This is a genomic window from Bacillus sp. RCC_6_1, from assembly GCF_041360755.1.
Classification (GTDB): Bacteria; Bacillota; Bacilli; order Bacillales; family Bacillaceae_G; genus Bacillus_A; species Bacillus_A cereus.
In genome coordinates this window covers 216,114-243,003 of the sequence record NZ_JBFUPV010000001.1, presented here as the reverse complement: position 1 = coordinate 243,003, position 26,890 = coordinate 216,114, and the positions used below count along the sequence as shown (strand labels likewise).

Below are 26,890 nucleotides of genomic sequence, written 5' to 3'. Positions count from 1 at the left end.
GATTGGGAGAAATGGTAGTTGGGATCGTACTAGCGGCAGTTGTCATACTACTTTTACTTATTACGGTAGTAAAATGGCATCCATTTGTCGCATTAATTTTAACAGCAATTGGTGTAGGATTAGCAATGGGAATGCCTTTAATTGGAACTTCACCAAAAGATCCAGGAATTATTGATTCTATTAAACTAGGACTTGGTAATACGTTAGGATTTTTAGCAATAGTTTTAGCACTAGGAACGATGCTTGGAAAAATGATGGCCGAATCTGGTGGTGCTGAACGTATCGCTAACACATTAATTAATCGTTTTGGGAAGAAACGAGTTCACTGGGCGATGATGTTCGTTGCATTTTTAGTAGGGATTCCGGTATTTTTCCAAGTTGGATTTGTACTATTAATTCCGTTAGTATTTACAATTGCATTAGAAACAGGGGTATCACTTATTACAATCGGTATCCCGCTAGTAGCAGGACTATCCGTTGTGCACGGACTAGTGCCGCCGCATCCAGCGGCAATGGCGGCAGTTGGTATTTTTAAAGCAGATGTAGGGAAGACAATTTTATATGCATTAATTGTCGGACTTCCAACTGCAATTATTTCAGGTCCACTTTACGGGAAATGGATTGGTGCTCGTATACATAAGGAAGTACCATTAGATATAGCGGAGCAATTTATTGAAAAAGATAATAAAAAAGAGCTTCCAAGCTTTGGGAATACATTGTTTACAATTTTACTTCCAGTATTTCTTATGCTTGGTGCATCAATAGCGGAAGTTGCATTAAATAAAACAAGTCAACTAGCACAAGTATTACACTTTATTGGAGATCCGATTGTCGCTTTATTAATTGCAACCATTTACTCTTTCTTTAGTCTTGGATATGCAAAAGGTTTCTCAAAAGATAAAGTGTTACAATTTACAAATGATTGCCTTGGACCTATTGCAAACATATTGTTAGTTATTGGTGCAGGCGGCGCATTTAATAAAGTACTATTAGATTCTGGAATTGGAACGACAATTGCAGATATGGCGAAAGAATCACATATTTCACCGATATTATTAGGGTGGGGAATTGCGGCACTTATTCGAATTGCAACTGGATCGGCAACTGTTTCTATGATGACAGCAGCTGGTATTGTTGCGCCGATTGCAGCAAGCACACCAGGTGTAAATGTTGAATTATTAGCACTTGCAACTGGTGCAGGGTCATTAATTTTATCACACGTGAATGATTCAGGATTTTGGATGATTAAAGAGTATTTCGGAATGACTGTGAAAGAAACATTATTAACATGGACTGCAATGGAGACTATATTATCTGTAGTAGCACTTGGGCTAATTTCGATATTAAATATATTTGTATAGAATAGGAGATTGATTAATATGAAACTAGGTTTAATTGGATTAGGAAAAATGGGATTCCCATTAGCTGAACACTTATATGAAGACAAGCATGAAGTAGTTGTATACGATGTAAATAAAGAGCTTGTTGAAAAGGCAGGAAAACTAGGAATTACTGCACGTCATACATTAAAAGAAATGATCGCTGAACTAGAAGCTCCTCGTACAATTTGGGTAATGGTGCCTGCAGGAGAAGTTGTAGAGTCAGTACTAAAAGATGTTTATCCGTTATTAGATGAAGGTGATATCGTTATTGAAGGCGGAAATTCATTCTATAAAGATACGTTACGCCGTGCTGAAGAAGCAAAAAGCTTCGGATTACATTATGTAGATATCGGTACATCAGGCGGTGTAGAAGGAGCTAGATACGGTGCTTGCTTAATGGTTGGTGGAGAAAAAGAAATTTACGACCAATTAGAACCTTTATTTAAAGATTTAGCAGTAGAAAATGGCTATTCTTATGCTGGCCGTGTTGGTAGTGGTCATTTCTTAAAAATGGTTCATAACGGTATTGAGTACGGCATGATGCAAGCAATCGCTGAAGGATTTGAAGTACTAGATAAGAGTGACTTTGATTTCAATTATGAAGATGTTGCAAAAGTATGGGCGAACGGATCAGTTATCCGTGGTTGGTTAATGGACTTAACTGAAAAAGCATTTGCAGAAGATCCAAAACTAGATGGCATTAAAGGTGTAATGAACTCTTCAGGAGAAGGAAAATGGACTGTTGAAACTGCACTTGAACTTCAAGCTGCAGCACCAGTTATCGCTATGTCATTATTTATGCGCTATCGTTCTCAGGAAGATGATACATTCCATGGAAAAGTAGTTTCAGCACTACGTAATCAGTTCGGTGGACATGAAGTTGTGAAAAAATAAGGATGTTTTTGAAAAGAAACTTGTGCATAAGCGCAAGTTTCTTTTTTATAGTTTAAGAAATTACTAATTTAAAAATACCAATCAATCATCGTTTTTTTGTCACAAATGACAATAACCTCCTCTTAGACTTTGAAATGTACGGATTCCCGCATTATGTTTTTTTGTATTGATTGTATCAAATATAAAGCGCTGCATGAAATATATATCAACATAAAAGTAAGAATAAATAAAATGAAGTTTTCATAAATAGTAAAAGGGTGCTTATGTCATCAGTATAGCTAAGAAATGTTGTTACATATGAGAAGAGCGTGTTAATAAAATATGAGGTGGTTAAATGGGAAATAAGCAAGTGAAGTCTGTAAAGGAAGAAAAAAAGTTATGTCTTTGTATGATCGTCAAAAATGAGTCTAGAATTATGGAAAGATGTTTAAATGCAACAAAATCAATTGTAGACTTTGTTTCTATTTGTGATACTGGATCGACGGATAATACGCCTGAAATTATTGAAAATTGGTGTAAGGAAAATGAGATACCTGGGACGGTTCATCATGAGCCGTTTAAAAACTTTGGTTATAACAGAAGCTTAGCTGTTTCGTTAGCGCAAAAAACATACCCAGAAGCAGATTATTTGTTAATATTAGATGCGGATATGATTTTAGAGGTTGATCCGAATTTCGATAAAACGAGCTTAACGGAAGATCATTATCTTACATTACAATATGATGTTCATATTAAATATTGGCTTACACGTCTTTTAAAAGCTTCTTTACCATGGAAATCTGTCGGTGTTACTCATGAGTATTGGGATATAGATCGTTCAAAAGTTGGAGCGAATTACAATACGAGGGTAGCTCGGTTAGAGACTCTTGTCGTGAATGATCCCGGAGATGGCGGGAGCAAAGCTGATAAATTTGAAAGAGATGAGAGGTTGTTGTTACAGGGAATAAACGACCCAGAAACAACGCCAGATTTGCATATAAGATATTTATTTTATTTAGCTCAGACTTATTTTCATTTAAGTCAATTTGAGAATTCAATTAAATGGTATAAAAAACGAGTGGAAGCAGGAGGATGGGTTGAAGAGGTATTCTATTCGTTATTGCGAATAGGATTTTGTTATGAGCAGTTAGCAAATCGTTCAGCAAATAAACAAAATGAAGTGAAAGATGCTGATGAAAAAGAAACTGTTAAAGGGCAAGAAGAGCAATATTTAGCATTAGCTGTTTTTTATTTTCAAAAAGCTTGGGAATATAGACCAACCCGGGCTGAACCATTATACCAACTTGCAAGGTTGTATCGATTACGATCTCAAAACAATATTGCTTTGATGTATGCTCTGCAAGGGAAGGAAATTCCTTTTCCAAAGGATGATCTACTATTTGTAGATTATCATGTGTATGATTACTTATTTGACTATGAAATTTCTATTAGTGCTTTCTATATACCTCATAAAAAACATTTAGGGGCGGTGTCGCAAAAGTATTTGGAATCGATAAAAGAAAAGATTCCATTTCATATAGCAAATATAGTAGAGAATAATGCGAAATTTTATTAAATACATTTTCGATTAAAGGAGTAGTGGAGTAATCATGGAATTAATGCGATGGGCGATTGAACTAGGAGAATCGGTGCATGGAAATACGTATGAAGAATTGATGCCACTACTAGACTATTATTATGATCGTGATCATTTAAAAGCGTATTGTATCGCAAATCTTCTTTTAAACATGGATGTATTAGATGAGGACCGGGAAAGAATCGAATTAAGAAGATGCATCGCTGCTTATTATGCTGGATTATATAAAGTAGCAAGAAAACATGCAAATGAGTTGGTACTTAAACATCCAGATGTAGATTTATATAAAAATAATTTAAGATTAATGGAAGTTTATTTGAATAAAGAATATGATTATTGTCTTTTTATATGCCCAAAGACATACGGTAGTTTCATAGATGTTGCGCGAGCTTTAAAGTGGCGGTTGGAGCAGGAGGGAAATACAGTAATTATATCAGAAACAATACTGGGAAATGTAAAGAATACAGTTGTTTTTGGAGCACATACATACGCATATAACCCGAATCTTCTTCCGAAAGATGCAATTATTTATAATTTAGAACAGCTATACGAAGGAAGTCCATATGCGCATCCCCTTTATTTAATATTATTAAAAGATAGAGTGATTTGGGATTATAGTAAACAAAATATAGAATGGCTTCAACAAAAAGGGGTAGGAAAAGAAATAAAACATGTAGAAATGAACTATGCTCCAACTTTGGAAATAAAAAAAGATGCGTTTGAAGATGAGATTATTGAAGATATTGATATTCTGTTTATAGGTGCTCTTAATCCGAGGCGACAAGCTATTTTTGATCATCTAAAAGCGATTGCCCCGAATTTAAATATAGTTTTTAAAAATAATGCGTGGGGAATTGTTAGAAATGAATTGATTGCTAGAGCTAAAATTATATTAAATATTCATTTTTACTTATCAGGAATTCTTGAAACACCTCGCGTGTCTTATGCAGTTGCGAATAAGAAATTTATTATTTCCGAAAATAGTAATCCAGAAGATGAGGTAGAGTGGCCAGGAATTGTATTTACTCCGTACGAAAAAATAATTGAAAACGTAATGAAATATATAGAATTACCAGAAGAACGGAAAAGATTAGCGGAAAAAGCATATAATCATTTTGAAGCAAATGAAAGTTTAGGTACATTGAGCATGAGAGATGAATCAAAGTAATTGTACGAAACTCATACGAAAGTATGAGTTCTTTTTTGTTTATCATACTATTTTATGAAACAAGTTAACTCTTTATATTGTGTTTTGTATAGAAATTTCTGATAATATATAAGTAGAACTTGAAAACAAAGGGGAGAAATAATCATGAAACTAGTCGTTATTAACGGTACACCAAGAAAATTTGGTAGAACTCGCGTGGTGGCAAAATATATTGCGGATCAATTTGAAGGGGAATTATATGATTTAGCAATTGAGGAGTTACCTTTATACAATGGAGAAGAGTCGCAACGTGATTTAGAGGCAGTAAAAAAATTAAAAACGTTAGTGAAAGCTGCGGATGGGGTTGTATTATGTACACCAGAATATCATAATGCGATGAGCGGTGCGCTGAAAAACTCTTTAGATTACTTAAGTAGTAGTGAATTTATTCATAAACCAGTTGCGTTGTTAGCGGTTGCTGGTGGCGGTAAAGGTGGAATAAATGCATTAAACAGCATGCGAACGGTCGCTAGAGGTGTTTATGCAAATGCAATTCCAAAACAAGTTGTGCTTGATGGATTACATGTGCAAGATGGTGAACTTGGGGAAGATGCAAAACCATTAATTCATGATGTAGTTAAAGAATTGAAAGCATATATGAGCGTATATAAAGAGGTGAAAAAACAACTAGGAGTGGAATGATATGTCCTCACTTTATCATGATTCTCGCTTGTATTACATTCTAGGAGCCAATAGTCTATCTGCTATTGGTTCCGGAATTGTTATGATAACGATTCCTTGGCTGTTAATTAAAGAGAGTGGAGGAGAGACAACATTTGGTTATGTTTCTATCATTGCAACCCTCATTATGTTTTTATTAACACCATTCATTGGGCAAAGTATTGATCGTTTTTCAAGAAAATCTTTATTGCTATGTAACGAAGGAATCGGAATAGCCGTAATCGGAATAATGGTTATATGGGGATTTGCTGGGCAACCTTATCATTCTATTCACTATATTCTTATTTATATAGCCGGATCATTCTACTATTTATTATTTTATCCTACAATATTTGCGTTCAACCAAGAGATATTTCAAGCAGAACATTATAAAAGTTTAAGTGGAACGATGGAAATACAAGGACAGTTAACACAAGTTATTTCTGGAGCGGCCGCGAGCTTCTTAATTGAAATTGTATCTTTGAAGTGGATTTTGTTAGTAGACATGTTAACTTTTGCTGGAGCATTTTTTCTTTTCTTATGTATACCGTACGTAAAGAAAAAAGAAGTGAAAAGAAAAATAACATTTAAGAAGCAATTGTTTGAAGGAATTCACTTTATGAAAAAACGTCCTAAGCTCTTTTGGTTCTTACTGACCACTTATATGCCGTTTATAGGTGTTATGATGGCAAATTATTTAATACCAGTTTATATTTCGGATATACTTAAAGCCAATGCCTCTGTATACGCAATAGAGGGGATGATGTACGGTGTCGGAGCGGTTGTCGCAGGAATCTGTATTCCACTCATAATGAAATATGTAAAAACAGAAGTTTCAATCGTTATGACGATGTTCATTTATGTAATTTCAATTACCGCAATGATTATTGAACCTTCCGTAATTTTCTTATATGGACTTGCAATTTTTCAAGCAGTTGGAAATGCGGGTACAAGAGTGGCGAGAAATGTATTGATGATGGAGGAAATTCCAAACGAAGTAATGGGACGTGTAGACAGCTTATTTCGCCTAATTGGTACTGGAATACGAATTGTATTATTAATGCTGTTTACAGCGGGTGTATCTAAAGCCGGAGTAATGCTTCCGTTTTACGTATTAAGCTGCATATTGATCTTCTCATTAGGAATCGCTATTTATTATGTACTATCACAACGTAAAGTAGCGGCGAATGTTTCTAATAAATCAATCGTTTAAAAAACACTTCTGCCGCCCTTTCTTTTTCTGTATAATAAAAAGAAAGGGAGTGCAAACTTATTTATGAACAAATGGATCTTTCTTATCATTTTATTATTACCGCCACTATACATCATTTATATGACGTTTAGAATGAACAAAGTTGCTCGTGAAAAGTTGAGCTATCACTCTCCGTACGTTCTTATACTGGGTGCAAAGTTATTTGGAGATAGACCGTCTTTATCTCTTCAAAATCGTTTGGATGTAGCGTTGGAGTATTTATTTTCCCATCCTGAAGCGAAAGTAATTGTTTCAGGTGGTCAAGGAGAAGATGAAGATATACCGGAAGCTCACAGCATGAGAAACTATTTAATGGTACACGGTATAGATGAGAGTCGTATTTTAATAGAAGATCAATCTACAAATACGTATGAAAACTTAAAGTTTAGTATGGATTTATATAATGTGAAACATGCGGTAGTTGTAAGTAATACGTATCATTTATATCGAACGAAAATAATTGCAAAGCGTTTAGGCATGAAGATGGAGGCACTAGCTGCTGAAACACCAATTCGTTCTAAGAGAAAAATGTATGTTCGCGAATATGCTGCTATTATGAAAACAATATTGTTCGACCGTTAGAGCTCAAATGTGAGCTCTTTTTTAATTTAAAAGCGTATCATTTGAAATGAATGCCATATTCCATCAAAATAAAGGAAACAACAGTAAAGGAGTTGTATTTGTGATTCAATTTAATCATGTGTCAAAATCGTATGAAGATGGCACGAAAGCGGTGGATTCATTGCATTTAGAAATTAAAAAGGGAGAATTTTTTGTTCTTATCGGTCCGAGTGGTTGCGGGAAAACCACGACAATGAAGATGATTAATCGTTTAATCGAAACGACTGAAGGATCGATTTTAATCGATGGAAAAGATATTCAACAATATAATATAAACGAATTACGTTGGGATATAGGATACGTGTTGCAACAGATTGCTTTGTTTCCTCATATGACAATCGCTGAAAATATTGCAGTTGTTCCTGAAATGAGGCAATGGAGCAAAAAAGAAATTAAAGCACGCGTCGATGACTTGTTACATATGGTTGGATTAGAGCCGGATATATATCGAGATCGTATGCCTGATGAATTGTCAGGAGGACAAAAACAACGTGTCGGTGTCGTGCGAGCATTAGCCGCAAACCCGAAAATCGTTCTTATGGATGAACCATTTAGTGCGTTAGATCCATTAAGTAGGGAACAGCTTCAGAAGGATATTGTACAGTTGCAAAAAAAGATTCAAAAAACAATCGTGTTCGTAACACATGATATGCAAGAAGCATTATCACTTGGAGATCGCATTTGTATTATGAAAGAAGGAAAAGTTGTTCAACTAGATACACCAGAAGGAATTATACATAATCCGAAAAATGAATTTGTAGAGGAGTTCATTGGAAATCATGGGCGAACTTGGTATGAGGGGAAAAGTGTAGCAGATGTATTGCCACTTGATCAAAGTGTGCAATTAGAAGGGCAGGCGCTATCATTACATTCTTCCTTACAAGAAGCACTAGTTCGTGTGCGTGATGAAGAGGTCGTTCCAGTTGAAGAAAACGGTCAATATATTGGAGCGTTAACAAGTCGTCATATTGTCAATTACATTGTTGAACAAATGAAGGAAAGAGGCTAAACAGTGACTAATTTTATACAAACGTTCCAAGAACGAAAAATAGAATTACTAACTGCATTAAGTGAGCATTTACAAATATCGCTTATTTCATTATTTTTTGCAGTAATTATAGCAGTGCCACTTGGCATCTTATTAACAAGAAAAGAACGAATGGCTGAATTTATAATAGGAACTTCTGCAGTAATGCAGACAGTGCCATCACTTGCATTGCTTGGACTCTTAATTCCGTTAGTAGGAATCGGAAAACTTCCAGCGATTATCGCATTAGTTGTGTATGCACTATTACCTATTTTACGAAATACATATACAGGAATAAGGGAATTAGATGAATCTCTAATAGAAGCCGCGAAAGCTATGGGGATGAATAGTTGGAAAAGATTGTGGAAGGTAGAACTTCCTCTTGCATTGCCTATTATTATGGCCGGTATTCGTACAGCGATGGTATTAATTGTTGGAACGGCTACATTAGCAGCTCTCATTGGTGCTGGTGGGCTCGGTAAGCTTATATTATTAGGTATAGATCGAAATGATCATGCACTTATCATTTTAGGGGCCGTACCAGCCGCGTTACTCGCTTTATTCTTTGATATAGTACTTCGCATACTTGAACGACCGAAACGCTCTTCTAAGCGTGTTATATTGACGATATGTATTGTTTGTATAATGATTGCTTCTCCATTTCTTTGGAGTACCGAAAAGAAAGATATTGTTATTGCGGGCAAACTTGGATCAGAACCTGAAATTTTAATTCAAATGTATAAGCAGCTTATTGAACAAGATACAGATTTACACGTACAATTAAAACCAGGTCTTGGGAAAACAGCATTTGTATTTGAAGCGTTGAAATCAGGGGAAGTAGATATATACCCAGAATTTTCAGGAACAGCTTTATCTACTTTCGTGAAAGAAGAACCAAAGAGTACAAATCGTGATGAAGTATATGAGCAGGCTCGCGTTGGAATGGAAAAGAAATATAATATGATTATGTTGAAGCCAATGGAGTATAACAATACATATGCACTAGCCATGCCGAAAAAAATAGCAGATCAAAAGAATATAAATACAATTTCTGATTTAGGGAATGTTGCGCAGGAAGCCAAAGTAGGATTTACATTGGAATTTGCTGATCGTGAAGATGGTTATAAAGGAATGCAAAAATTATATAACTATAAGTTCTCGAATGTTAAAACGATGGAGCCGAAGCTGCGTTATAGCGCAATTGAATCTGGAGATGTTAACGTAATTGATGCATATTCAACAGATAGTGAATTGGAGCAATACGGACTGAAAGTGCTAAAAGATGATAAAGGGTTATTCCCACCTTATCAAGGAGCACCATTATTAAGAAAAGAAACGTTACAGAAATATCCTGAACTTGAAAAGGTATTAAATAAATTATCTGGAAAGATTACAGATGAAGAAATGCGAAAAATGAATTATGAAGTTAACGTAAATGGTAAAAGTAGTGAAGAAGTCGCAAAACAATTTTTACAAAAAGAGAATTTACTTCGTTAAATTTACAAGAAATATACAAATTTATATGTTTGAAATGACCGTTCATTACAAAATGAGCGGTTTTTTTGTGCATACTTATACATTTTTTCAAAAAAGTATTCCATTTTTGCTCATTTTCTTTTAGAATAAGTAATGTTTTCCTGAAAAAATATAAGAGAAACGTCTATTAGAGAAAAAGGTGACTTTAATAGTTGAACGAACATAACACCTAGAATGACAGATGGGGTGGTACAAATAGAAAAGAAGTTAGGATTTTTTCCATTAATCGCATTAGTAGTTGGAACAATGGTTGGTGGCGGTGTTTTTAGTTTACCGCATGATTTAGCAGTAGGAGCAAACAGTGGTGCAATAATAATTGGCTGGTGTATTACAGCGATGGGAATGATTCCCCTTGCGCTCGTATATCAAACGTTAGCAAGACAAAAACCGGAACTTGAAGGTGGAATTTATAGTTATGCACGTGCTGGTTTTGGTGAATATATTGGATTTAATAGTGCTTGGGGATATTGGCTAGCAGGAATCTTAGGTAATGTCGCAACAATTATGTTACTGTTTAGTACATTAGGTTATTTCTTTCCAATTTTCAAAGGAGGAAATAATGTTGCGTCTATCGTTGGGGCATCACTTTTATTATGGACACTTCATTTTTTAATTTTATTTGGAATCCGTGAAGCTTCTATTATGAATGTGATCGCAACAATAGGGAAGTTAGTTCCAATCGTTTTATTTATTGTTGTAATGGTAACAGCCTTTCGCTGGGACACATTTACACATGATTTTTGGGGAGAAGGAACGATCTCACTTTCCGCTATACTTGGTCAAGTGAAAAATACAATGCTTGTAACACTTTGGGTTTTCATTGGAGTTGAAGGAGCAGTTGTATTATCTGGAAGAGCGAAGAATAGTCGAGATGTTGGAAAGGCAACAGTATTGGGACTTATTTTAGTAATGTCCATTTATATTTTAATTTCTGTCCTGTCAATGGGAGCTATGACAAGAGGCGAACTTTCTGTGTTAGAAACCCCTTCAATGGGGCATGTATTAGAGCACGTTGTTGGTCCATGGGGTGCAGTTGCGATTAACATCGGATTAGTTGCTTCACTTGTCGGTACATTAATTGGTTGGTTTTTACTTGTTTCTGAAATTTCTCATGTGGCAGGAAAAGATGGCGTATTTCCGAAAGTCTTTACGAAAACAAATAAAAAGCAAACACCGCACATGGCATTATGGATTTCAAATGGTGTTGCCCAAACTATATTTATCATCGTTTTGTTTTCGGAATCAACATATCAAATTATGTATTTCATTGCCTCAACATCAATTTTATTACCATATTTATTATCAGCGTTATTCCAATTTAAATTAGTCATTACAAACGAGCTAAAAGACGCTAAATTAAAAAACGGAGCGTTAGCTTTAATTGCTTCTATTTACTCTGTATGGCTTCTTTATGCAGCTGGTTTAAAGAATTTACTACTCGTTTCAATTGTGTATGGAATTGGAATTATTGTTTACACATTTGCAAGAAAAGAACAAGGGAACCGTTGCTTTGTAGGTGTAGAGAAGTATGTGATGTGGGCAATTATTGTTGCGGCTATCACATCCATATATATGTTATTAACTGGAAATATAAAAATGTAAAAAGTCCTTTTCATTTAAAGGGCTTTTTTCTTTGTTTAGAGAATATTTACTACATAAGATATTCAGGAGGGATGAGAATGGAAGAAAAAGAACAGTTGTCTAGAATAATTGATTTAGCTAGTGAGTTAAGGAAAGTATTAGTGCAAGAATCTTTTTTTAATCATCATCCTGAACTAAGAGGAGTCATTGAAAATTTAGCAAGTTCTGTTGAAAATTTGGCGGAATTACAAATAAGTAAAGATGAAAACGCTGAAGATCGATTACGTTACGTACTTGCGAAAATGAAAATTGCTCATAATGCAATTTTACAGGAGAAAAAAGCATTTCCTTCTCATTAATATAAGTTTTTATTTTGAACCTGGCGGATAACGTCAGGTTTTTTATTTCTAGTTTTTCGTTTCTTTCATACACTAAGAATAGTATGAAAAAAGAAGGTGACTAAGGTGAAATTACATAAAGCTCTTCAGCCAAGTTTTATAAAACGAATGTACTATATGAGATTTTTAGGGAAATTTACAAAAGCTGAGAAAGAGAAGAGTGGAGAGAATTTCTTTGTACAATGCTTATCGCCAATACCATTCACTTTACAGGAACAATTTACAAATGAACCATATGTATTTGAAGGGTTATGTAGCAATAAAAAGAATGAAAAAATCTTTTCGGAATTAAAGAAGAGGAAATTAGAAAAGCAACTAGTAATGTTTCGTCTTTATTATGAAAGAGGAAATGTATACGTGGAGTTAATATGTACAGAAGAACCGAAAGAAATAGCAAGCAGCTATAAAATGATTCCGGCACCTAAAGTTACAAATAATAAAAAAAGAGAATCTTTAGAACGAAAACTTAGCAACGGTTATTTATCATTTCTTATGCCAAAATTTCCGAAAGACTTTGAGCCTCCCGAATTATTGTGGCACGATGGAAGACTTTACGGAAACATATCCCTAAAGTCATCAATTAGCTCAATCGCCTATTTTGAACAGAAACGTGAGTGTAAATATATAAACTGCAGTGACTGGACGAAGTATGTAGAAATAGCGGTAGAAGATCAATTATATTTTGTAAGTGATTATGTGTATGAGCAATTAAAAAAACGAATGCATGAAGAAGGTAAGCTAGTTGAAGTAGAGGATATAAAAGTACAAAAAGATGAATGGGAATGGGATGAGCGTGAATCGTCTTTTTTACAGTATGTACAAAGTATGGTGCATAATAAAGGGTTATATTTGGATGAAACGGATATTTATAATTTCCATATAAGTGTAAAAACAAATATGTTAACGATTCTTGGTGGTATACCGGGCGTTGGGAAATCACGGTTTGTGCAAACTTATGCAGAAGCATTAGGGTTACAGTATGGGGAAGAGTTGGTTTGGATTCCGATTTCGCCATCGTATCAAGAACCACATGATTTACTTGGTTACCTTCATCCAAATGGTACTTTTATTGAAAGTGAAACGAAGTTAGTTAGGACGTTAATGAAGGCGAAAGAAAATCCAAATCAACTGTATATAATCGTTTTTGATGAAATGAACATGTCTCATATTGAGCATTGGTTTACTCCGTTTCTATCTGTTCTTGAACTTGAAACAAAAAATCGTATTTTAAACTTGTATGAGGGTGTACAGGATATAGAGAATTCAATTCCATCAACAATTGAAATTGGAGAAAATATTATATTTGTAGGTACTGTGAATTTTGATGAAACAACAAAAGAGCTCTCTGATCGATTATTAGATCGAACGAACCTAATAACGTTACAGAAAATTCCGTTTTGTGAGATGGACATGGAACAGGGGAAAGTCGTATTACATCCACCTTTGAAAGTAACAGCGGGAGAATTTCGGATAAATTGGATGAGAAATAAAGCGATGATTGAAGTGTTTTCTGAAGAAGAATTAGAGCTATTAGATAAGTTGCATGTCGTATTGTCATCACATGACGCGTCTAAGGGAATTTCTTTCCGATGTGCAAATGCAATTGCGACTTATTTGCAAAACATACCGTTCCAAAATAACCATACCTATATGATCAGTAGAGAAGAGGGGTTTGATTTACAAATAAAGCAGCGTGTATTGACGAAAATCAGAGGGACCGAAATGATGGTTGGGCCTTTACTTTCTGAAGAAGCAAAAAGGGGGGCGACCTTAGTACCTCTTTTGCAATCTGCACTTGCAAACAGAGTATCTACATTTGAACACTCTTTAGCATATATACGAGAAAAACGTAGAGAACTGGAGCTGTATGGATATGCAAAATGAAGGGCGTTACGAAACAAAAATCGTTGATACGAATGAAACGCTCCCTTTTGTATTAAAGTTAATCATTGGAAATGAGGGGAAAGGAGATTATATTTTATTAAATCGTCTTTGTACATCTACTACAGCATTAGTTCAATGTATTTATAAAGTACAAGAATTAAAACCAATAAGATTGCAGTACAATTATGAAATTCCAATGAATATTACTTTTATATGGAATAAAGTATATGAGGGACAGAAAAATATAAAAGAGGCTCAATATGAAATAAATGAAAAAAAACAAAGAGTATTAATATATGAACATGGGAAAACAGAATTCTTTTATCCATGGCGCTGTGGTTTATACCATTTTGAAGTGCGTATAGAAGATACAACGTATTATGGCGCATTTCAAATCGTACCGAAAAACTTTTTTGATGATCAATTTGAAATGATTCAAGACTATGTGAAGTCAATTTTAAATGAGTTGATTTTGGATAGAGGTTACTATAAAAAGACCTTCTCTGCACTTAGCGATATTGAGGATTCTTCTTATTTAGTGTTACTTAGAAAGTTACCCCAAAAAATGAAAATGATAAAGCAAATCTTTAAGAAAATAGAATCAAGCTCAAAATTTATAAATGAATATAAATGGGAAGGAAAAGAGCGAAGGCCAACAAGAAAAGGAACTATAGTAGCAGAACGAAAACCTTATGCCAAATATTATAATCGTAAGTTTATGGAACAAAAAAATAGTAAGGAAAATGCATTTCTTAAATATAAAGCGATGCAATTTTATCATTATTTAATTGAAGCAAAAAGTTTTTTACGTCAAACAATTGAAATCTTAGAAAGAGAAAAAAAGAAAAAATCAGAAGAGTTTCAAGCCGTAAAAACGATTATACAAACAATTGAGCGTAATGGATCGGTAACTGATAGAGAGAAGCAAAAATATAAAAATATACATTTACTAAAAGAAGCCGATTTACGAAAGAGCTCAATGAAAATACAAGAATATAAAATATTGGCGCATATTGTGCATGAAAATGTACAATACTTTCAAATGTTAATGCATTCTTCGTTTTGGAGGGAAGTTACTGAAACAAGTAACATGAACTTACATGATTTACCGATACCACATCAACAATTACTACATCATTTAGAAGTACTCCCGCAATATACGGATCAATCTCCATCGTTATTATTTGTTTATAAGCCAACGTTTTTAGTGTATGAATATTACGCTTTTTTTATCGTTATTTCAATTTTAGAGCAAATTGGTTTTGAAGCTAGAAACTCTATCCGTGAACAAATACAAGAACATTTTTATGTAGATGGATTACAAGATGGAACGACAGTAGTTTTAGAACGAGATGATATAAAGGTGCATGTTGCATTTAATGACTTAATTGAAACACATCCTCTTATTGCATTAAGTAAAGGTAGTAATTTTTACAATGGTGAGGATACGAAGAAGCCAGATATTCGCTTAGACTGTTATGTAAAAGAAGATGGGAAATACGTATATAAATCTTCTATTATTATTGAAGTGAAGTATAGTCCAATGTACAATATTTTTCAGCACGTCGGAAATACGAAAGCAACTGAGCAAATGTATAAGTACTGGTCTATAAAGTATGTAGAAGAACAGGATGGAAAGCGAGTCTATTATCGAAGGTCAATTTATGAAGTCATTTGTGTATATCCAGGAAGCCATATGCATAGTAAAAAAATTGAGTCTGGATGCGGTGTTTTCTTGCAGTTATATCCATATAAGACGAAACAAGGGGAAGAGAAATTAGCTGGAAAACATGGGATGGTACAAATTTTTGAAAAATGGTTAAAAAGCATTAAGAAGTAAAAGAAATCCTTTTTCATAAAGGATTTCTTTAGATTAAGAAGAATTATATGCTGTATGGAAAGAAACATAATGTAATTTAGATTTGAAAAGTGATACAAATGTGTTATTAAAAGGAATGTGAGCGCGGGATAAAAGTCGATTAAATTGGAATCTAATTCATTTTGCAGAATATAATAAGTCATAAATATTTTTAGTTGCATACGAAGATTTGTTCTTATATGATAGATAGTGAAAGCGTTATCAAAAACAGAGCGACGATGGGAAAGGCGGTTAAATATGTTCCAGCGTGTTCAAACAAAGGAAGAACATTTTGGGTTCGAGCAACTATGGGGAGATTTTTGTGAAGAAAGAAACTTAATGTTCGTAGAACGTAATTTAAATCCATCACGATTTTTATTAATAGAAGATGAACATCCTATTGGTACAGTGGAATGTATTAAGTATACGGTACCTGAACAATCAAATTCTGAGTTTTTCTATCCGTTTTCTAAAAATGATTTAGTAAAAGATTTGAAGAATGTATATGAAATAGGCAAGTTAAGTATTTCGAAAACGTCTCGTGGGAGAGGACATTTCAAAAGGCTAACAGCTATTTTATTTATACATGCGTTAGAAACAAAAGCTGAATGGTACATTGCAGCAGTAACAAAAAGAATGTATATGTATTTACTTACACTTGGTTTTCCAATTGAGCCAATAGATAATCCATTTCAGTTTCATGATACTTTACAAGGTGTACCAGTAAGAATTCATGCTCGAAAAGGGGTTACGCATTTGTATTCTTTAAAAGAATTTCGTGATGTGATTCAAGGGAATGCTCATGCACAGGCATTAATTGCAGAATACAGTAAAAATATTATGTTAACGAAATAAAGCGAAGTGAATATGTATAATAAAGAGAATAATATTTGTATAGGATATAACTCTTCATTAAAAAAGACCCTTATTATTTTAATAAGGGTCTAAAAATTATAATCCAAATATACTAAAAATCATTTTGCGGCGCTTCGGTTTCTTTTCTCGTTCATATGTTGGTTTTGAATCAGGAGTAATATAAATGGGTTCTTCTTTCGTTAGGGCAGCTTCTAACTTTTGAATTCGCTCTAACATTTCCTCCATTTCACGACGGTGTTGTAAAAGTTGGTACGTGACGACATCATTTGCCTTATCTTGCATTTGTTCTTCCATTCGATCAAGTCTTCTCGTAATAGTGTTTAATTGATCAGCTAATTGCTCAAAATCATTGGGTAATATGTTTTGAACAATTGTATTAACTTGAGTTTTTAATTCCTCAACTTCATTTGAGGAAGCCTTTTGAGTAGATTGAGAATTTTGAGATTGCTCTATTTGAAATCGATGGTGTTCTAACATTTGATCGACATCCTCTTGTGTGAAAATAAAGTGGCCATATTTGTTTTTCTCTATCGTAAGATTTAATTGTTGTGCGATCCGGACAACAGCCTTTGGGCTAACACCTAATTTCTTTGCGATAAATGGTGTTTTATATTCCAAAATAATCCCTCCTATATATATCCTGTTGAATGATTTCGAGCTATGAAGTAAGTTCCCTTCTAGTGCGACAAAAGAAGTGTGGAATCGGCAAAGAAAGTGTTTTTTCACGAAATTGAGTTGAGAAGAATAGTTCGTTTAAATAAAAATGTTTTATCGTAACATTTAGAATAATTTGACGAGTGTAAATGAATTAGATTATCATAATGATAAATATCTTTTTTATGTATGCATATAATATATAAAAAGGTGGTTGCTAATGTAGAATTTTGTTAGAGTATTAGAATGCTTACTTCACTTGAATAAAATTAAGTAGGAGGTGGCTTCCTTGCTTACAAAGTAAGTAAGGAAAAGTATTTGGACATATATAGTATAAGTATAGTGATTGTTTTAATTGCTTTAACGGCATTTTTCGTTGCAGCAGAATTTGCAATTGTTAAAGTGAGAAGTTCACGAATTGACTATTTAATTGCAGAAGGAAATAATCGTGCAACATCGGTCAAAACAGTCATTACAAACTTAGACGAATATTTATCTGCTTGTCAGCTGGGAATTACTGTTACAGCTTTAGGAATTGGGTGGTTTGGTAAACCTGCGTTAAAGCAAATGTTTGATACGCTTTTTGCAAATTGGAATATCTCTACTCAACTAGCAGACATTTTTGCTGTAATTTTAGTGTTTTTGTTAATTACTTTTTTACATGTTGTAATAGGTGAATTGGCCCCAAAAACATTTGCAATTCAAAAATCTGAACAAGTGAGTTTACTTGTTTCTAAGCCGTTAATTTTCTTTTATCGTATTGCATTCCCATTCATTTGGCTATTAAATGGTTCAGCTCGAATCATTACGAAGCTGCTAGGGCTGAAACCGCCGAAGGGACATGATGAGGTTCATTCAGAAGAAGAATTACGGTTGTTAGTTTCAGAAAGTTATAAAAATGGTGAGATTAATCAATCTGAATATAAATATGTGAATAAAATTTTTGAATTTGATGATCGCATTGCAAAAGAAATAATGGTACCTCGAACTGAAATGAATATTATAAGTAAAGAGATGCTTGCTGAAGAAGCTTTGCAAAAAATGTCTCGTGAAAAATATACAAGGTATCCAGTTGTTGATGGCGACAAAGACCACGTAATAGGTTTTGTGAATTTTAAAGATATTTTTACTGAATTTGTACAACATAAAGCTGTTAATAAGAAGACAGTAGAGCAATATATGAGACCAATTATTTTAGTTATCGATTCTATTCCAATTCATGATTTGTTTTTAAAAATGCAAAAAGAAAGAACGCATATTGCTATATTGATAGATGAATATGGTGGAACATCTGGACTTGTTACTGTTGAAGATATTCTGGAAGAAATTGTTGGAGATATTCAGGATGAGTTTGATACGGATGAGCAGCCAGAAATTCAAAAGGTTAGTGAAACGAAGACGATACTAGAGGGAAAAGTACTTGTTAGTGAAGTGAATATGTTATTTGGTTTAGGGATTGATGATGATGGTGTTGATACAATCGGTGGTTGGATTTTAACGAAGAATATAGAGATTGCTGAAGAGGATTCCATTGAAATTGAAAATTATAAGTTTTGTGTGAAAGAATTAGATGGACATTATATAAAAAGATTAGAAGTTACAAAGATAGTAGAATCGATTGTTATTTTAGAAGATGAAAAACAAATTTCGTTACAAGAGCAAATTAGCTCGTAAACTCTGCTATATAGCAGAGTTTTTTTGAGCATAATGTTTTTTGAGGGATAAGGGCTATGATACAATGACATAAGTCAAACCTTTCACTAGGTGAAGTATTGTTGTATACATATATTTGGAAGGAGAAGAAGTATGAAAAAGCATTTATATATAAATGGAGATTGGAAATCTGTAAACACGTATAAACCATTATATGCACCATATTCTGAAGAAACATTAGCGGAAATTGCACAAGGCACGGAAGAAGATGTAAAAGAGGCTGTTACCGCTGCAAAAAATGCAATGACAAAAATGAATACATTATCTGCATATGATCGTGCGACTATTTTAGAGAAAGTTGCACAAAAAATGGATGAAAGAAGAGAAGAATTTGCAGAGATTATTGCAAAAGAAGCTGCAAAACCAATACGTGCTGCAAGGGGAGAAGTAGATCGTACTGTTCAAACATACAAATTTGCAGCTGAAGAAGCGAAGCGTATATATGGTGAGACATTGCCATTAGACGCCGCACCTGGTGCAGATGGGCGTATTGCATATACAATCCGAAAGCCGATTGGGGTTATAGGGGCTATTACACCATTTAATTTCCCATTAAATTTAGTAGCGCATAAAGTTGGACCAGCAATCGCTGCCGGAAATACAGTTGTATTAAAGCCAGCTGATCAAACGCCATTATCATCTTATGCATTAGTTGAGTTATTTGAAGAGGCAGGATTGCCAAATGGAGCTTTAAATATCATTTCTGGTCCTGGCTCCACGGTTGGTGAGGCAATCGTCAAAAATGATTACGTTGCTTCTATTACTTTTACCGGAAGTCCAAAAGTTGGAATCGGAATAAAACAAAAGGCTGGGCTAAAACGAGTTACGTTAGAACTAGGCTCAAATGCTGCTGTTATCATTGATGAAGATGTAGAGTTAACAGATGAAATAATTGAACGTGTAAAATGGGGAGCATTTGTTAATAATGGGCAAGTTTGTATTTCAGTACAACGTGTTTTTGTACATGAAACGAAAATGCATGAATTTCTTTCGAAGCTAAAGAAAGCGATGGAATCAGTTGTTGTTGGTGATCCACTGCTTGAGGAAACGGATGTATCAGCTTTAATTTCAAAAAGAGATGTAGAGCGAATTGATATGTGGGTTCAAGAAGCAATTAAGGAAGGAGCAACTGTTTTATGCGGTGGTAAGAAGCGGGATGCACGAATTTTTGAACCGACTGTATTAAAAAATGTTCCAAATCATGTATCTGTGCAGTGCCAAGAAGTATTCGGTCCACTCATGACAGTAAATACATTTAAAGAATTTGATGAAGCGATTGAGCAAGTAAATAATTCGCGTTACGGCTTACAGGCAGGAGTATTTACAAATAATTTATTTAAAGCAATGCGTGCAATTGATGAGCTAGAGGTTGGTGGTGTCATGATTAATGATATTCCAACGTTCAGAGTAGATCATATGCCTTATGGTGGCGTGAAAGAAAGTGGCACGGGGCGTGAAGGAATTAAATATGCAATAGAAGAAATGACAGAAATGAAATTAGTATGTATTAAAAAATAAAGTAGAAAAACTTAAAACTTGCACTAAAAAACGAGTAGGAAATGTTTACGATTCCATACTCGTTTTTTACGCTTCTAGTAACTATTTAATTAAGTGTAACTTTTACTTCATTTCTTGTTTGAAAATAGTATCTTCTACATAAATTTGTTCTTTATCTACAGCAGTAGCATGAGTTAATACTAAACCGATTGGTGTTTTTGTATCTTTATTCTGAACAATTGTAAAAGGAACATTTTTTTCGTTTGCTAATTTAATGTATTTTGATAAATGTGGGTAAGCAATGCCACCATTTAGGAGGAGTTGTAATGATTGAGAAGGGCGCATGCTACCCGCCACTTCAGAGTATACATTACTTTGCATTACTTGACCGATCGTTAAAGCGATTTCCACACGCTCACGTAATGTAGTTAAATACATATTACGTTCTTCTGGTTTGTTTTGCTTTTGGCCGTAAATGCCTTCTTGGAGATAATCTTCCACATTTTTATTTACCATATTTTTCACACCTTTCATTTTCTATTGTACGCAAGAATTAAAAATGATGCAAAAAAAGTCGTTTTGACTACGGAAATAATGAAAATATGTGAAGGAAAAAGGGGATTTGCATACAATTAGTTAAATAAGAAAGAAAAAATAATTTTATCAACAGAAATTAACAAAATGTGACAAAAATCTATTAACGAATCGTATTTTTTGTGTTAATATTCAAAATATAAAGGGTATTCGTCGTATGGAAATGGAGGGAATGGAGGTTTTTCCAATCGATAAGGATATTAAAGAAATATTTTGTTCACACTTGAAAAACAATAGGCACCAATTCGTAGAGAACTGGAAAAACAAAATGATAATTTCCGAAAAAGATCCATTTAAACTAGAAGTAGTTCAAAATGGAGAGGATTTACTAGAGTTAATTATCGAACTTACTATGGAAGATAAAGATATAAATTATCTTCAACCGTTATGTGAGAAAATTGCTATTGAACGTGCTGGAGCAGATGCGAATATTGGAGATTTTGTTTATAACGCAAACGTGGGAAGAAATGAACTTTTCGAAGCGATGTGTGAATTAGATGTTAGCGCTCGTGAATTGAAACCAATTATGGCAAAAATACATACTTGTTTTGACAAATTAATTTATTATACCGTTTTAAAATACTCGGAAATTATATCGAAGAATTTAGAGGAAAAACAGCAATATATTAACGAAACACATAAAGAAAGACTGACGATTTTAGGACAAATGTCAGCTAGTTTTGTACATGAATTTCGTAATCCGCTTACTTCCATTATGGGGTTTGTCAAATTATTAAAGGCAGATCATCCGAGTTTATCGTATTTAGATATTATTTCGCATGAATTAGATCAATTAAATTTTCGTATTTCGCAATTTTTACTCGTATCAAAAAAAGAAATGTGGAATGAATCGGAACGGTTTTGGCTTAATGACTTGTTTCAAGACATTATACAATTCTTATATCCGAGTTTGGTCAATGCGAATGTTTTGATTGAAAAGAATTTACCGTATCCAATTCCGCTTGTTGGTTATCGGAGTGAAGTGAGACAAGTATTTTTAAACATATTAATGAATTCAATTGATGCTCTTGAATCAATGAAAGAAGAACGAAAAATTATCATTGATGTATTTGAAGAAGATCAAGCTATTCGAATTGTGATAAAAAATAATGGACCAATGATTCCAGCTGAAAATGTAGAAACGATTTTTGAACCATTTGTAACTACTAAAAAGTTAGGAACTGGTATTGGATTATTTGTATGTAAACAAATTGTGGAAAAACATAATGGATCCATTATGTGTCGATCAGATAACGATTGGACAGAATTTCAAATTGCATTTCAAAAATAAACAGTCTACACCAAATGAATGGTGTAGACTGTTTTAATTTGTGAGTATAACGGCTTCTAATTTATGATCTTTAGTTGAATAACCTACTATTGAAATTGTATAAATAACATTTGGTTCAACATTGAATTTCGGTATAGTCAATAAAACGTTTTTATTATCTGCGAGTGAAATTTCAATATCTGCTGTACCAGGGCTAACTTGCAAAAAATCGGTTATTTGTTTAAAGAGTACATTTTCAAATAAATGATCTCCATCTTTTAAATCTACATTTACAACAGGGGTATCTGGAGAGAAATGTGCAAAGCGTATTTTTGCTTGACCAGCTGGTAAATGTGTATTATCAAGTATAGGTTGTAATTGTAGGTGATTATCACTATTTATTGCAGCAAGAGTATAAGTATGATTTCCCATTATTGGTACCAATGCTGAAAAGATTGGAGTTTCATTTCCGACAGGAACAATATCTATACGGTATTTACCTTGCACTAATGATAAATAAGGGCTGAATTGCTTAAATGAAATATTTTTAATAACCTTTTGTCCGTTTACTAAAATGTCAACCGCCGGTATATTTGGATCGGCATGAAAAATTCTTATATGTGATGGTAAAGCAGCTTCTTGTGAGTCTCTTGTTTCATACGCCTGTACAAGTTTTGATAGTGCATCGTAATATTTCATATATAATTCTATATATTTTTTAGGGTTACGAAACTGATAGTAACGTGCGAGCTGTTCGTATTGCGTAACTTCTTGTCCATATTTTTCGATTTCAGATTGAGACATGAACATTCCTCCTTTGTCATCATTAAAACTATATGCGAAGCAAGAAAGCGGTTATGCAAAAAAAATGATTTTATAAAGGGAAAATTAAAAAGTCACAACAAATATGTTTTCATAAAGAGGTGCTGGTGCTTACGAGAATTTCACAGAGTAAAGCAGTACATATGACTGTACGAAAGTAAAATAAATGCCAAATTGAAAGTGCATTTCAATTAACATATTGAATACATGTCCAAAAATCGCTAGAAAACTAGGGATTTTTTTAATTATAGGCAAATACACATACAAAGTGATAATTGTCCTACATAAATTATAAAGGAAAGATACTTTGAATCTGAGGAAAGGAGTGCCACTTCGGGATAGGGATATCCCGATAGTAATTGTGAATGAAGTTATGAAAAGGTTTTGTGTTATAGACTGTAGGATGAATTTGTAAACTTCATTTTTCTATTTATTTTAGCAATTGACAGTATTAACCCATAAGAGAGCGTCATGACGAACTGATTAGTGTGGTTAATCGGTTCTTTTTTTATAGTTTAAAAATGAAAAGTTTACATAATGAATAGGAATCTGAATTGATTAGTAAGGTGGGTGTCGAAATTTGTTTTAAAATATGCAATTTAAAGTAGGATAATAGGAAGGAGTTTAACGGGAGTTCCGTCGAAGTGTACAGAATGTCGGTATTTAAGGACAGCTGGCATTATGCTATAAAAACATTTGGTGATGCAGTCATTTCATATAAAAAGGAGGGTCATTTGGGCGTATAGAAAAGGGTTGGTCTTCGGTTTTTTAGTTCTGAATTTTCTGTTTTATAAAATTTTTTAAGCACTCATTTGTATATTTTATAATAGTTTTTTGATAAATTCACTGCTTTTGCAGAGGATTCTTTTTTATGAAAGAAACGTCAATTTTCTTCATATATATATACAAATTGGAGAAATGGGGGAGCGCTATGCGCGATTACTTAATTAAACCACTTGTTGGTCAGCCGTATCCAATGATTTCACATGGAAAAGGTGTTTATTTGTATGATCAAAATGGCAATAAATATTTTGATGGTTCGTCAGGAGCAATTACGGCAGGTATTGGGCATGGCGTAAAGGAGATTGCAGACGTTATTAAAAAGCAAGCTGAGGAGATTGCTTTCGTTTATAGATCACAGTTTACGAGTGAACCAGCTGAAAAATTAGCGAAGAAGTTAAGTGATTTAAGTGTAGGAGATTTGAACTGGAGTTTTTTTGTAAATAGTGGTACGGAAGCGAATGAAACAGCTATGAAAATTGCAATTCAGCATTTTCAAGAGCGAGGTATTCAAGGGAAACATAAAATTTTATCAAGATGGATGAGTTATCACGGTATTACGATGGGTGCTTTATCAATGTCTGGGCATCCACTACGTAGACAACGTTTCGTATCTATTTTGGAAGATTATCCGACTATACCAGCTCCATATTGTTTCAGATGTCCTGTTCAAAAGGTATATCCAACTTGTCAGCTGGCATGTGCGACTGAACTAGAAAGATCAATTGAAAGAATTGGTGCAGAGCATATTGCTGCTTTTATTGCTGAGCCGATTATCGGAGCAGCTGGAGGCGCGGTTGTTCCGCCGAAAGACTATTATAAAGTCATTAAAGATATTTGTAATCATTACGATATTTTATTTATTGCGGATGAAGTAATGACTGGGCTTGGTCGTACTGGAGCATGGTTTGCGATGGAGCATTGGGGCGTAGAGCCGGATATTATGACACTTGGTAAAGGGTTAGGAGCGGGATATACACCGATGGCAGCGACAGTTGTAAGTGATCGTGTTATGGAACCAATATTACGTGGATCACGTTCAGTAATGAGCGGTCATACGTTAAGTGCAAATCCATTGTCTGCAGCAACGGCTTTAGCTGTTATTGAATATATGGAGAAACATAATCTTCCTGAAAAAACAGCAGAAAAGGGAGAGTATTTAATAAAAGGCTTACAGAAAGTTCAGCAACAATCGACAATCATTGCTGATGTGCGCGGAAAAGGGTTGCTAATCGGAGTAGAATTGCAACCGTTTACAAAAGCGTCAGAGCTTATTTCAGTTGCAGCTAAAAATGGTCTGCTTTTATACCAAGCAGTTTCAGGGCAAGCAGGAAAAGAAGATAGTGCACTGCTTGTAGCACCGCCAATGACAACTACATATTCCGAGTTAGATGAATTACTTTCAATTTTCTCTAAAAGTGTGGAAGAGATGATGCAAAAAGGAGGGCATAGTATCGCATGACAACTATTACAAATACATTCGGTAAATTAAAAGAAATTGAGGAAGTAATTTCTTTGTTCCATGATGATATGACATTGATGTTTGGGGGATTTGGAGGGATTGGATCCCCTCCATCTTTAATACAGGCAATTTTAGAAAAAGGCGTTACAAATTTAAATTTAATTGGAAATGACACTGGATTTCCTGATGTAGGTATCGGTCGTCTTGTTACAAATGAAAGAGTTAAATCAATAATTACTTCTCACATTGGCTCCAATCCAAATGCAGGAAGGCAACTAAACGAGGGAAGATTACAAATTGAGTTTTCTCCGCAGGGAACATTAGCAGAGCGTATTCGCGCTGGTGGCGTTGGTCTTGGTGGTGTTTTAGTTGATGTTGGTGTTGATACGATTGTGGAAGAGGGAAAACGAACAGTTGAAATGAATGGTAAGACCTACTTAGTTGAAACAGCATTAACTGCTGAAGTTTCAATTGTATATGCAAAAAAGGCAGATCCGTTTGGTAACCTTGTATTTGACAAAAGTGCACGAAATATGAATCCTCACGTAGCGATGGCTGGGGATATAACAATTGTAGAAGCGGAAGAAATAGTCCCGCTTGGAAGTTTAGATCCAGAGGAAATTGTCGTTCCAGGTGTTTTCGTAAATTATATTGTACCGTCGGAAGGAGTGAACTGGAAATGGGTATGGGCGTAGAAGTGAGGGATAAGATTGCTAGGCGTGCGGCGAAAGAAATACAAAATGGTATGATTGTAAATTTAGGTATTGGCATACCATCGCTTGTACCAAATCATTTGCCTGACGATATAAATGTTATGTTTCATGCGGAAAATGGAATCGTGGGCATGGGACCAACGCCAAGTAAAGGGAATGAAGACGAAAATTTGTGTAATGCAGCAGGTTTACCAACTTCTCTTATAACAGGAGCGAGTTATTTCGATAGCTGCACAGCGTTTGGGATGATTCGAAAAGGTTTGCTAGACATAACGATTCTTGGTTCATTACAAGTAAGTGAAAATGGCGATTTAGCAAACTGGATTGTACCTGGAAAACGTGTTCCAGGTATTGGTGGAGCAATGGATTTAGCACAAAAAGCGAAGCGGGTCGTTGTTGTGATGAATCATGTTGATAAGTACGGAAATGCAAAAATTGTTTCAGAGTGTACATTGCCATTAACTTCAAAGAAATGTGTAGATTTAATTATTACTGATATGGCAGTCATGGAGGTAACTCCGAGTGGACTTATATTACAAGAATTAATGAGCCCATACACAGTAGAAGATGTAAAACGACATACAGAAGCTGATTTTCAAATTAGTTCTAACTTACTAGTAATTGAATGAAGGG

General features: G+C 34.2%; 23 protein-coding genes and 1 pseudogene. 20 read left to right on the top strand and 4 right to left on the bottom strand.

Features of this window, described 5'->3' with window-relative positions; genetic code table 11:
* Window positions 1-11: 11 nt before the first annotated feature.
* A complete protein-coding gene (locus AB6801_RS01130) occupies window positions 12-1,361 on the top strand; it encodes a GntP family permease (RefSeq protein WP_000260202.1) in 1,350 nt (449 codons plus the stop codon).
* An 18-nt stretch (window positions 1,362-1,379) separates the two neighbouring features.
* Window positions 1,380-2,276 (top strand): phosphogluconate dehydrogenase (NAD(+)-dependent, decarboxylating), encoded by an 897-nt coding sequence (gene gnd, locus AB6801_RS01125; protein WP_000765995.1) that lies wholly within the window; start codon window positions 1,380-1,382, stop codon window positions 2,274-2,276.
* 111 nt (window positions 2,277-2,387) lie between these two features.
* Here the strand turns inward: gnd and AB6801_RS01120 are convergent.
* A pseudogene (locus AB6801_RS01120) lies at window positions 2,388-2,471 on the bottom strand (DUF2711 domain-containing protein); the annotation flags it as partial.
* Window positions 2,472-2,610: 139 nt separating this feature from the next.
* Between AB6801_RS01120 and AB6801_RS01115 the strand changes: the two are divergent.
* The 12 genes from AB6801_RS01115 (at window position 2,611) to AB6801_RS01060 (ending at window position 16,731) form a co-directional block, all read left to right on the top strand.
* Window positions 2,611-3,831 carry a glycosyltransferase gene (locus tag AB6801_RS01115; protein ID WP_370941024.1) on the top strand — a complete coding sequence of 407 codons (1,221 nt, stop codon included), beginning with the start codon at window positions 2,611-2,613 and terminating at the stop codon, window positions 3,829-3,831.
* Between the two features lie 34 nt (window positions 3,832-3,865).
* Entirely contained in the window at window positions 3,866-5,020 is a 1,155-nt protein-coding gene (locus AB6801_RS01110; protein ID WP_016117744.1) for a CgeB family protein, read from the top strand.
* A gap of 144 nt (window positions 5,021-5,164) precedes the next feature.
* The gene (locus AB6801_RS01105) at window positions 5,165-5,701 is read left to right on the top strand and encodes an NADPH-dependent FMN reductase (protein WP_000780355.1); all 537 of its coding nucleotides are present in this window, start codon (window positions 5,165-5,167) and stop codon (window positions 5,699-5,701) included.
* Between the two features lies 1 nt (window position 5,702).
* On the top strand, window positions 5,703-6,932 hold the full coding sequence (locus AB6801_RS01100) for an MFS transporter (RefSeq protein ID WP_370941023.1): 1,230 nt from the start codon (window positions 5,703-5,705) through the stop codon (window positions 6,930-6,932).
* Window positions 6,933-6,995: 63 nt separating this feature from the next.
* Window positions 6,996-7,553, top strand: coding sequence for a YdcF family protein (locus AB6801_RS01095; RefSeq protein ID WP_001045713.1), 558 nt, complete (start codon window positions 6,996-6,998; stop codon window positions 7,551-7,553).
* A 100-nt stretch (window positions 7,554-7,653) separates the two neighbouring features.
* Window positions 7,654-8,601, top strand: coding sequence for an ABC transporter ATP-binding protein (locus tag AB6801_RS01090; RefSeq protein WP_000614082.1), 948 nt, complete (start codon window positions 7,654-7,656; stop codon window positions 8,599-8,601).
* A 3-nt stretch (window positions 8,602-8,604) separates the two neighbouring features.
* Window positions 8,605-10,116, top strand: a complete 1,512-nt coding sequence (locus tag AB6801_RS01085) for an ABC transporter permease/substrate-binding protein (RefSeq protein ID WP_097998211.1) — start codon at window positions 8,605-8,607, stop codon at window positions 10,114-10,116.
* Window positions 10,117-10,329: 213 nt separating this feature from the next.
* Window positions 10,330-11,757: a basic amino acid/polyamine antiporter gene (locus tag AB6801_RS01080; protein ID WP_000129449.1), complete on the top strand. Its 1,428-nt coding sequence runs from the start codon at window positions 10,330-10,332 to the stop codon at window positions 11,755-11,757.
* Between the two features lie 77 nt (window positions 11,758-11,834).
* Window positions 11,835-12,095, top strand: a complete 261-nt coding sequence (locus AB6801_RS01075) for a hypothetical protein (RefSeq protein ID WP_000391445.1) — start codon at window positions 11,835-11,837, stop codon at window positions 12,093-12,095.
* 105 nt (window positions 12,096-12,200) lie between these two features.
* The gene (locus tag AB6801_RS01070) at window positions 12,201-14,018 is read left to right on the top strand and encodes an AAA family ATPase (RefSeq protein ID WP_000766197.1); all 1,818 of its coding nucleotides are present in this window, start codon (window positions 12,201-12,203) and stop codon (window positions 14,016-14,018) included.
* A complete protein-coding gene (locus AB6801_RS01065; protein ID WP_097796408.1) occupies window positions 14,008-15,858 on the top strand; it encodes a hypothetical protein in 1,851 nt (616 codons plus the stop codon). The genes AB6801_RS01070 and AB6801_RS01065 overlap by 11 nt, the downstream gene beginning before the upstream one ends.
* 276 nt (window positions 15,859-16,134) lie before the next feature.
* A complete protein-coding gene (locus AB6801_RS01060) occupies window positions 16,135-16,731 on the top strand; it encodes a hypothetical protein (protein WP_000487795.1) in 597 nt (198 codons plus the stop codon).
* 96 nt (window positions 16,732-16,827) lie between these two features.
* Here the strand turns inward: AB6801_RS01060 and racA are convergent, their stop codons facing one another.
* Window positions 16,828-17,370 carry a chromosome-anchoring protein RacA gene (racA, locus tag AB6801_RS01055; RefSeq protein WP_000456021.1) on the bottom strand — a complete coding sequence of 181 codons (543 nt, stop codon included), beginning with the start codon at window positions 17,368-17,370 and terminating at the stop codon, window positions 16,828-16,830.
* 354 nt (window positions 17,371-17,724) lie between these two features.
* Between racA and AB6801_RS01050 the strand changes: the two genes are divergently transcribed.
* On the top strand, window positions 17,725-19,080 hold the full coding sequence (locus AB6801_RS01050; RefSeq protein WP_097999211.1) for a hemolysin family protein: 1,356 nt from the start codon (window positions 17,725-17,727) through the stop codon (window positions 19,078-19,080).
* A gap of 132 nt (window positions 19,081-19,212) precedes the next feature.
* Window positions 19,213-20,637 carry an aldehyde dehydrogenase family protein gene (locus AB6801_RS01045; RefSeq protein ID WP_000716458.1) on the top strand — a complete coding sequence of 475 codons (1,425 nt, stop codon included), beginning with the start codon at window positions 19,213-19,215 and terminating at the stop codon, window positions 20,635-20,637.
* Between the two features lie 102 nt (window positions 20,638-20,739).
* On the opposite strand, the gene AB6801_RS01040 is transcribed toward AB6801_RS01045, so the two are convergent.
* Window positions 20,740-21,132, bottom strand: a complete 393-nt coding sequence (locus AB6801_RS01040; RefSeq protein ID WP_000247557.1) for a YueI family protein — start codon at window positions 21,130-21,132, stop codon at window positions 20,740-20,742.
* Between the two features lie 235 nt (window positions 21,133-21,367).
* Between AB6801_RS01040 and AB6801_RS01035 the strand changes: the two genes are divergently transcribed.
* Window positions 21,368-22,501, top strand: a complete 1,134-nt coding sequence (locus AB6801_RS01035) for a BA2291 family sporulation histidine kinase (protein WP_000425086.1) — start codon at window positions 21,368-21,370, stop codon at window positions 22,499-22,501.
* 33 nt (window positions 22,502-22,534) lie between these two features.
* Here the strand turns inward: AB6801_RS01035 and AB6801_RS01030 are convergent, their stop codons facing one another.
* A complete protein-coding gene (locus AB6801_RS01030; RefSeq protein ID WP_087967877.1) occupies window positions 22,535-23,284 on the bottom strand; it encodes a DUF4397 domain-containing protein in 750 nt (249 codons plus the stop codon).
* Window positions 23,285-24,233: 949 nt separating this feature from the next.
* On the opposite strand from AB6801_RS01030, the gene AB6801_RS01025 reads away from it, so the two are divergent.
* Genes AB6801_RS01025 through AB6801_RS01015 form a run of 3 tightly spaced genes read left to right on the top strand, consistent with a single transcriptional unit; the run spans window position 24,234 to window position 26,886 of the window.
* Window positions 24,234-25,544, top strand: a complete 1,311-nt coding sequence (locus AB6801_RS01025; protein WP_001205879.1) for an aspartate aminotransferase family protein — start codon at window positions 24,234-24,236, stop codon at window positions 25,542-25,544.
* Window positions 25,541-26,239, top strand: a complete 699-nt coding sequence (gene atoD, locus AB6801_RS01020) for an acetate CoA-transferase subunit alpha (protein WP_000208102.1) — start codon at window positions 25,541-25,543, stop codon at window positions 26,237-26,239. Before AB6801_RS01025 ends, atoD begins: the two co-directional genes overlap by 4 nt.
* Window positions 26,224-26,886 (top strand): CoA transferase subunit B, encoded by a 663-nt coding sequence (locus tag AB6801_RS01015; RefSeq protein WP_000525278.1) that lies wholly within the window; start codon window positions 26,224-26,226, stop codon window positions 26,884-26,886. The genes atoD and AB6801_RS01015 overlap by 16 nt, the downstream gene beginning before the upstream one ends.
* The last annotated feature ends 4 nt before the right edge of the window (window positions 26,887-26,890 follow it).